Genomic DNA, 7814 nt, shown 5'->3' on the forward strand with positions numbered 1-7814 from the left:
CTACCGCGCCGCGGTCCCCGGGGCCGGTGACCCCCTCCCCGCCGAGGGCACCGTCCTGCGCCCGGGCGCCGACGTGGTCTCGAGCGCCCCGGAACTGGCCAGGCTCACCCTGAACATCGCGCAGACCCACCACGACGCCCGCGTCTCGGGCGCCGGCAGGTTGGTCTACGGCGGCCACACCATCGGACTCGCGCTGTCGCAGGCCACCCGGGCGCTGCCGACGATGCTCACCGTGCTCGGCTGGCACTCCTGCGACCACGTGGGCCCGGTCCGCGAGGGCGACACCCTGAGCAGCGAGCTCGTGATCGGGGCCTCGGTCGATCTCCCGGACGGGGGGACGGCGCTCGATCTCCGGTCGCTCGTCACCGCCCACCGGGCGGACGGTGACGCTCCCGTCCTGGACTGGTCGTACACGGTACTCATGCCCGGACGCCCGGATCGGGGATAATGGTTGTCATGAGTTCAGAAGGCGGCACGCGGCCGGGGGTGGGCCGCCCCAAGAAGACGGCGCTCCTGGTGGCCCAGCAGATCGTCGAGGACATCTCCCGTCGCGGGAACACCGTCGGCGACCGGCTGCCCCCGGAACACCTCATGCTCGAGCAGTACGGGGTCGGTCGCGGGACGCTCCGCGAGTCGCTGCGCTACCTGGAGCTGCAGGGCGTCCTCATGCTCAAGCCCGGGCCCGGTGGCGGGCCGATCGTGCAGCAACCGGACGGGGGGACTCTGGCCGCCACGTTGAGCCTGCTCCTGCAGTTCGAGAACGCCCCGTTCTCCACGATCATGGAGGCCCGCACGGCGTTGGAGCCCACCATCTCCCGTCTGGCCACCTCGCGGATCGACGACGCCGGACTGGCCGGACTCGCCGAGAACCTCCGCCAGACGCGGGAGCAGATGGGCGACCAGGCCGCGTTCTCGGCCCACTCCGAGCGATTCCACGAGCTGATCGCCTGGAGCTCCGGGAACGCGCTCTTCGGCTACCTCTTCGATGCGCTGAGCGGCCTGATCGCCGGAGCCTCGATGGGCATCACCTACCCCAGGCGGCAGCGCGAGTTGACGTGCGACATCCACGAGGAGATCTACGCCGCGATCGCCGACCGGGACGGCGACACCGCGTCCCGGTTGATGTCGGTCCACATCCACGAGCACACCACGTACCTGGAGAAGCGGTTCCACAGCGCGCTCGCGAGGCCGATCCGGTGGGACCTCGACGGTTGACCCGGGTCACCGGGCCGTGCCCGTCCGAGGCGGATCAGATGTGGCGGCCGCCGGTGATCTCGAGGACCGTACCGGTCATGTAGCTCGACATGTCGCTGGCCAGGAACAGCACGACCTGCGCGACCTCGGAGGGCTCGCCGGCCCGGCCCAGGGGGATCTCGGCCATCTTCTCGTCCCAGACGTGCTGCGGCATCGCCAGGGTCATGGCGGTGCGGATGAGCCCCGGCTGGATCGCGTTGACGCGCACGTTCTTGAAGGCGACCTCCTTGGCGGCGGCCTTGGTCAGTCCGACGATCCCCGCCTTGGCGGCGGAGTAGTTGGTCTGACCCTTCAGCCCGACCTTGCCGGAGATGGAGGAGACGTTGACGATCGCCCCTCCCCCGTGCTCCCGCATCCGCCCGGCGGCCGCGCGGGTGCCGTTCCACGTTCCCTTGAGGTGGATCGCGATGATGTCGTCGAACTGCTCCTCGGTCATCGTGCGCATCGTGGCGTCGCGGGTGACACCGGCGTTGTTCACGAACACCCCGAGCGGCCCGAACGCCTCCTCGGCCACGTCGATCAGGTGCTCGATCGCCGCCCCGTCACGCACGTCGCAGTTCACGTACCGTGCGGCGTCCTCGCCGCCCAGCTCGGTGACCGCGGCCGCGCCCGCCTCGTCGTCGATGTCCCCGATCACGACGCGCGCCCCGCTGTCGATGAACGTCCGCGCGATCTCCAACCCGATCCCGCGCGCGGCTCCGGTGACGACCGCGGTCCTACCCTCAAGAAGTCCCATGATGTGTGTCCTCTCCTCGTGCCCGCCCGGCCAGTTCGGCCAGGATCGCATCGGTGTGTCGGCCCAGTGACGGCACGGGCCCCATCGGTAGCTCTACGTCCGCGTAGGTGATCGGCGGGAGCAGGCCGCGGACGGGTCCGGCCGGGGTGTCGACCTCGCGCCACCGGTCCCGCGCCTCGAGCTGCGGGTGGTGGACCAGTCCGGCGACGTCGTTGAGCCGGGCCGCCGGGACACCGGCGTCGTCGAGTCGCGCGGCCAGCTCCTCCGAGTCGTACCCCCTGGTCAGGGACCCGATCAGTGCGTCCACCTCGGCCCTGCGCGCCACGCGGGCGATGTTGGTCGCGTACCGCTCGTCGTCGACGAGATCCGGCCGGTCCAACACGTCGCGGACCAGCGCCGCCCATCCCCGGTCGTTCTGCACCCCGATGAGCACCTGTCCGTCCCTGGTGGGGAAGGCGTCGTACGGGCAGATCGAGGCGTGCGACAGGCCCATGCGCCCGACCTGCCGGTCCGCGTACATCCGGATGTACATGGGGTGTCCCATCCACTCGGCTGTCGCCTCGAACATCGACACCTCGATCGTGGCACCGAGCCCGGTCCGCTCCCGGCGGAACAGCGCCGACTGGACCGCCGAGAGCGCATACATCCCGGTCGCGATGTCGGAGACCGGGACGCCGGTCTTGGTGGCGGTCTCGGGGGTACCGGTGATCGAGCACAACCCCGACTCGGCCTGGACGAGCATGTCGTAGGCCTTGCGGCCCGAGTACGGCCCCGCGTCGCCGTACCCGGAGAGGGTGACGACGACGAGCTCGTCCTTCCTCGACCGGAGCGCAGCGGCCCCCAGACCCAACCGGTCCATCGCCCCGGGTGCCAGGTTGCTCAGGACCACGTCCGCACGGTCGGCCAGCTCGAGCGCGACCCGCCGCCCGTCGTCGGAGGCCAGGTCGAGCTCGATCGACTCCTTGCCCCTGTTGAGCCAGACGAAGTGCGAGGCCAGGCCGTGGACGGTGTCGTCGTAGGACCGGGCGAAGTCACCCTCCCCCGGCCGCTCGATCTTGATGACGCGGGCGCCGAGGTCCGCGAGGTGACGGGTGGCCAACGGGCCGGCGACGGCCTGTTCGACCGCCACGACCGTGATCCCCTCGAGAGGGAGCGGCCCGCCTCCCGTCATCGTGCGGTGGCCTCGCGTGTCGCACCGCGCATGAGGCCGCCGCCGATGATCAGCCTCTGGATCTCGCTGGTCCCCTCGTAGAGGCGCAGCAGGCGGATGTCCCGGTAGATCCGCTCGACCACCACGCCCCGCATGTACCCGGTGCCGCCGTGGATCTGGACGGCCAGGTCGGCGACCTTCCCCGCCATCTCCGTGCAGAAGAGCTTGGCGACGGACGGGGCGATGCGTCGGTCCTCTCCCGAGACGTACTTGGCCGCGACCTCCCGGACCAGCGCCTGTCCGGCCATCACCCCGACCTGCTGGTCGGCGATCATGGCCTGGACCAGCTGGAAGTCGCCGACGGCCGTGCCCCCCTGCGTGGTGGTGGCCGCATGGGCCAGCGACTCGTCGAGCGCCCTTCTCGCCGACCCCACGGCGACGGCGGCGATGTGCACGCGACCGCGGGCCAGGGACGTCATCGCCGCGCGGTACCCGGCGTCCTCGTCTCCCCCCACCAGCGCCGAGGCGGGGACCCGGACACCACTGAAGTCCACCTCTGAGGTCGGGGCACCCTCCTGGCCCATCTTGCGGTCCTTCGGTCCCACCGTGACCCCGGCCGCGTCGGCGGGGACGAGGAACACCGCGATCCCCGGGCCACCGGCGTCCGCGGGGCGGGTCCGGGCGAACACGACGAACAGATCCGCCACCGGCGCGTTGGTGATGAAGCGCTTGGTGCCGTCGATGACCCAGTCGTCGCCGTCCCGGACGGCCCTGGTCGCCAGCCCGGCGGGATTGGACCCCGCACCGTCCTCGGTCAGCGCGAAGGACGCGATCACCTCGCCGGACGCGATCCGCTCCAGCCACTCCGCCTTCTGCTCGTCGGTGCCGAAGTTCACCAGGACCTGCCCGGCGATCCCGTTGTTGGTGCCGAACAGCGACCGCATGGCCAGGCTGGTGTACCCGAATTCCATCGCCAGCTCGACGTCCTGGGTCAGGTCCAACCCCAGGCCACCCCACTGCTGCGGGATCGCGTACCCGAACATCCCCATCTCGGCCAGCCCGGCCCGGATGTCGTCGGGGACGGCGTCGGCGTCGGCGATCTCCCGCTCCCGGGGCATCACCACGGTCCGGATGTAGTCGCGGGTCGTGGCGAGGATGGCCGCGAAGTCCTCCGCGTCGACCTCGGGCCCCACCGAGTCCGCCTGCTCGCTCATGACTGTGTCCTCTGTCGTCCGTGATGGCCCTCGCGGAACCACGATCCGGTGAAGTATGCTTCAAACTATTATCATCAATTACGGAGCGGGGCAATAGTCACCGCCGGACCCCCGGGAGCCACCGATGGCCGAATCCAGCGAGTCGCGACCGCTCAGCGGCATCCGCGTGGTCGAACTCTCCAGCTTCGTGGCCTCTCCCCTGTGCGGGCTCACGCTCGCCCAGCTCGGCGCCGAGGTCATCCGCGTCGACCCGGTGGGCGGCGCGGCGGACGTGCACCGCTGGCCGCTCGCCCCGGGCGGAACCTCGATCTACTGGACCGGCCTCAACAGGGGCAAGTCCTCGGTGACCCTCGACCTCCGTTCCGACGAGGGCCGGCAGGCGTTCCGGGAACTCGTCACCGCGCCCGGGGAGGGCTCGGGGATCCTCGTGACCAACTCCGCCGGCCGGGAGTGGATGAGCCATGAGCGTCTGGCCGCGGTCCGACCCGATGTCATCACCCTCGAACTGCTCGGACGTCGCGACGGCCGCCCCGGGGTCGACTACACCGTCAACGCCGCCCTCGGGTTCCCCGCGATCACCGGACAGGACGGCGGGCAGGGCGGTGGACAGGGCGGTGGACAGGTGGTCAACCACACCCTGCCGGCCTGGGACGTCGCCGCGGGACTCCACGCGGCGCTGGCGGTGGTCTCCGCCGTCCGCGAGCGGGAGAGGACCGGCCGGGGCCGACGCATCGTGCTCCCGCTGGACGACGTCGCACTGGCCACCGCCGGCGCGCTGGGCTACCTCACCGAACCGCAGCTCGACGGGTCCACCCGGCCCGCCGTCGGCAACTACGTCTACGGCACGTTCGGGAGGGACTTCACCACCGCCGACGGGGGCCGTGTAATGGTGGTCGCCCTGACCACCAGGCATTTCCACGACCTGGCGCGGGTGACCGGGACCCGGGACGCCGTTGACGCCCTCGAGTCGGCCACCGGCGCCGACTTCGGTACCGAGGCCGACAGGTACTCCTACCGGGAGGTCCTGGCCGCACTGTTCGCCCGATGGTTCTCCGCCCACACCACGGCGGAGGTCACCCGAGCACTGGAGGACTCGGTGGTACTGCACGAGCGGTACCGCACGTTCGACCAGGTGGTGACGGAGGGCGATCTCGAGGCCAACCCGCTGTTCGCTGCACTGGATCAGCCGGGGATCGGCTCGTACCTCGCGGCCGCGCACCCCGCGACCTTCGACGGCCGGCACCTGGCCACCGGTCCCGCGCCGGACCTCGGCGCCGACACCGATCGCCTCACCGCCGATCGCCCCCGCGCTCCGATCGACTCACCGCCGATCGCCCCACCACCGCAGGGACCTGAGTCATGACCCACAAACCCGCCGCCCGCGACGGTGTCCCCGTGTACCTCACGGAGGAGCGGCTCGCGATCCGCGATCTGGCCCGCGACTTCACCGCCCGGGAGGTCCTGCCGGTCGCGAACCGCCTCGACCCGGAGAAGGGAGACATCCCCGACGAGCTCCGGCAGAAGATGGCCGATATCGGCTTCTTCGGCATCATGATCGGCGAGGAGCACGGCGGGCTCGGCCTGGGCGTGTTCGAGTACTGCCTGGTCGCCGAGGAGCTCGCCCGCGGGTGGCTGTCGGTCTCCGGTCTCCTCGCCCGTGGCAACGGGATGGGCGGCGGGTTCACCCCCGATCAGGAGGCGCGCCTGCTCCCCCGCGTCGCCCGCGGCGAGTGGCTGGGCGCCTACGCGTTGTCGGAGGCCGAGGCGGGCTCCGACGTCGCCAACATCTCCTGCCGAGCCGTCCGCGACGGCGACGAGTGGGTGGTGAACGGCACCAAGATGTGGTGCACCTATGCCGACCAGGCGGACTACCTCGTGCTGTTCGCCCGTACCGACCCGGTCCGGGACCCGGCCAAGCCCCACCGCGGGATCTCCGCCTTCCTGGTGGAGAAGGATCGCGGCGTGTTCCCCGCGGGCATCACCGGCAACCCCGTCCGCAAGATCGGATACTTCGGCTGGCAGACCTGGGAGCTGTCCTTCGACGACTTCCGGTTGCCCGCCTCTGCGCTGCTCGGCGGGGAGGGCAGGGGCTTCTACCTGGCGGTCTCCGGCCTGGAGGTCGGTCGCGCCCACACCGCCGCCCGCGCGATCGGCCTGGCCCGCGCCGCGCTGGAGGACTCGATCGCCTACGTCGCCACCCGCGAACAGTTCGGCCGACCGATCGGCGAGTTCCAGTACCTCCGCTTCGAGATCGCCCGGATGGCCGCCGACATCGAGGCCGCGCGCCAGCTCATGTTCTCGGTGGCCACGGCCATCGACTCCGGGCGTCGCTGCTCGCTCGAGGCCGCCATGTGCAAGCTCGTGGCCACCGAGATGGCCGAGCGGGTGACCTCCCAGGGCGTCCAGATCCACGGCGGGGCCGGGTACACGACCGACTTCCAGGTGGAGCGGCACTGGCGCGACGCCCGGCTGACGCGCATCTTCGAGGGCACCAGCGAGATCCAGATGCGGATCATCTCGGATGAACTCCTCGGCCGCGACCACTGAGTACAGTCGCCACCATGAAGGCTGCGGTGTGCGTGGACACGGAATCCCCCCTGGTGCTCGAGGACATCCCGATCCCCGAACCCCGGGAGGGCGAGGTCCTGATCCACAACACGGCCTGCGGGGTGTGCCACACCGACCTCCACGTGATGAAGGGCGAGGTGGGGTTCCCGCTCCCCGGGGTCCTGGGGCACGAGGTCTCCGGAGTCGTCGCCGAGGTCGGCCGTGGCGTGACGGCGGTCCGCCCGGGTGACCGCGTGGTGGGCTCGTTCATCATGCCGTGCGGGTGGTGCGAGAACTGCGCCCGCGGGATGGAGGACCTCTGCGCCACCTTCTTCGAGTACAACCGCCTGCGCGGGACCCTGTACGACGGCGAGACCAGGCTTCACCGCGCCAACGGAGAGCCGCTGTCCATGTACTCGATGGGCGGCCTGGCGGAGTACAGCGTCACGCCCGCCACCGCGGTGTTCACCCTCCCCGAGGAACTGGATCTGGCGGATTCGGCGATCCTGGGGTGCTCGCTGTTCACCGCCTACGGTGCCGTGCGGAACGTCGGGGACGTCCGGACCGGTGAGTCGGTCGCGGTCGTGGCCGTGGGCGGCGTCGGGCAGAACATCGTCCAGCTGGCCGCGGTGAGTGGCGCCGAATCCGTCATCGCCGTCGACGTGGACGAGGAGAAGCTCGCCCTGGCGCGGCGCATGGGTGCGACCCACACGATCAACTCGCGCGAGGTCGATGCGACCGAGGCGGTCATGGAGATCACCGGGGGCCGGGGCGTCGACGCCGCCTTCGAGGCGCTGGGCTCGGCCGCCACCACCCGCCAGGCCACGGACATCACGCGGGAGGGCGGCAGGGTCGTCGTGGTGGGCATCCCGCCGGCCGGGACGGTGCTGGACGTCGACCTCGCGCGGGTCGT

8 protein-coding genes are annotated in these 7814 nt (G+C 71.1%); 5 read left to right on the forward strand and 3 right to left on the reverse strand.

Annotated elements, in window-relative coordinates:
* Both G6017_RS04165 and G6017_RS04170 read left to right on the forward strand, forming a co-directional pair.
* The coding region (locus G6017_RS04165) for a hotdog family protein (protein ID WP_524536238.1) at window positions 1-448 on the forward strand (448 nt) is incomplete at its 5' end.
* Between the two features lie 8 nt (window positions 449-456).
* Window positions 457-1215, forward strand: a complete 759-nt coding sequence (locus tag G6017_RS04170; protein ID WP_179525659.1) for a FadR/GntR family transcriptional regulator — start codon at window positions 457-459, stop codon at window positions 1213-1215.
* A 34-nt stretch (window positions 1216-1249) separates the two neighbouring features.
* On the opposite strand, the gene fabG is transcribed toward G6017_RS04170, so the two are convergent.
* The 3 genes from fabG to G6017_RS04185 are packed head-to-tail and all read right to left on the reverse strand — an operon-like array spanning window position 1250 to window position 4354.
* Entirely contained in the window at window positions 1250-1990 is a 741-nt protein-coding gene (fabG, locus tag G6017_RS04175; RefSeq protein WP_182616068.1) for a 3-oxoacyl-ACP reductase FabG, read from the reverse strand.
* Entirely contained in the window at window positions 1977-3161 is a 1185-nt protein-coding gene (locus G6017_RS04180; RefSeq protein ID WP_182616070.1) for a CaiB/BaiF CoA transferase family protein, read from the reverse strand. The genes fabG and G6017_RS04180 overlap by 14 nt, the downstream gene beginning before the upstream one ends.
* Window positions 3158-4354 (reverse strand): acyl-CoA dehydrogenase family protein, encoded by a 1197-nt coding sequence (locus G6017_RS04185; RefSeq protein ID WP_182616072.1) that lies wholly within the window; start codon window positions 4352-4354, stop codon window positions 3158-3160. The genes G6017_RS04180 and G6017_RS04185 overlap by 4 nt, the downstream gene beginning before the upstream one ends.
* Before the next feature lie 124 nt (window positions 4355-4478).
* On the opposite strand from G6017_RS04185, the gene G6017_RS04190 reads away from it, so the two are divergent.
* From G6017_RS04190 to G6017_RS04200, 3 genes are all read left to right on the forward strand, one after another.
* The gene (locus tag G6017_RS04190) at window positions 4479-5717 is read left to right on the forward strand and encodes a CoA transferase (RefSeq protein ID WP_182616074.1); all 1239 of its coding nucleotides are present in this window, start codon (window positions 4479-4481) and stop codon (window positions 5715-5717) included.
* Window positions 5714-6901, forward strand: coding sequence for an acyl-CoA dehydrogenase family protein (locus G6017_RS04195; protein ID WP_182616076.1), 1188 nt, complete (start codon window positions 5714-5716; stop codon window positions 6899-6901). Before G6017_RS04190 ends, G6017_RS04195 begins: the two co-directional genes overlap by 4 nt.
* Window positions 6902-6915: 14 nt before the next feature.
* Window positions 6916-7814 (forward strand): zinc-binding dehydrogenase (locus G6017_RS04200; RefSeq protein WP_182616078.1); only part of this gene is annotated, 899 nt, incomplete at its 3' end.

The organism is Dietzia sp. B44, assembly GCF_014145245.1.
Taxonomy (GTDB): Bacteria; Actinomycetota; Actinomycetes; order Mycobacteriales; family Mycobacteriaceae; genus Dietzia; species Dietzia natronolimnaea.